Here is a 540-nt window from a genome sequence, read left to right as displayed (position 1 = left end):
GAGAAGATTTTTAACAAAAGAGGGCAATATGTCACGACGATTGAAGAAACGTACTACGAGGCGGTTTATGTTAAGGAGAGAGTGAAATGATTAAATTCGTTATTCCATTGAAGCCTGTTCCGGCGGTCAGAATGACACAAAAGAGCATGTATAAAAACAAATACGCTAAGCGTTATCTCCAGTATAAAAAGCAAGTAGCCTGGATAGCTAAAGCGAGTATGAAAACAGATTCGATTGACGGGGATGTAGGCGTCAAATTAACGCACTATGCGCACGGTAACAGGGCAGATATAGATAATCTATTTAAGGGTGTGACAGACGCTCTCAACAAGGTCGTATACAACGATGACAGGCAAGTTAAACATATGGAATCAAGTATTATTAAGTGCAGCAAAGATGAAGAGCGCACAGAGGTTGAGGTTTATCGATTGGAGGGGGTTAAACAATGAACGAAATACGGCTTCAAGTAATGAAAGGGGTATTAGAAATACAAGGATATAACGGTAATTGGAATTATGACGAGTATATGCACGGCATGTA

General features: G+C 39.8%; 1 protein-coding gene. It reads left to right on the top strand.

Translation table 11 applies throughout. The features are described 5' to 3' along the window. Positions 1–86: 86 nt before the first annotated feature. Positions 87–449, top strand: a complete 363-nt coding sequence (locus tag KI343_RS19855) for a RusA family crossover junction endodeoxyribonuclease (RefSeq protein WP_212928121.1) — start codon at positions 87–89, stop codon at positions 447–449. Positions 450–540 lie beyond the last annotated feature (91 nt).

The sequence above is a fragment of the Oceanobacillus sp. J11TS1 genome (assembly GCF_018333215.1).
Lineage (GTDB): Bacteria > Bacillota > Bacilli > Bacillales > Amphibacillaceae > Oceanobacillus.
This window is presented reverse-complemented; position numbering and strand designations above follow the sequence as displayed.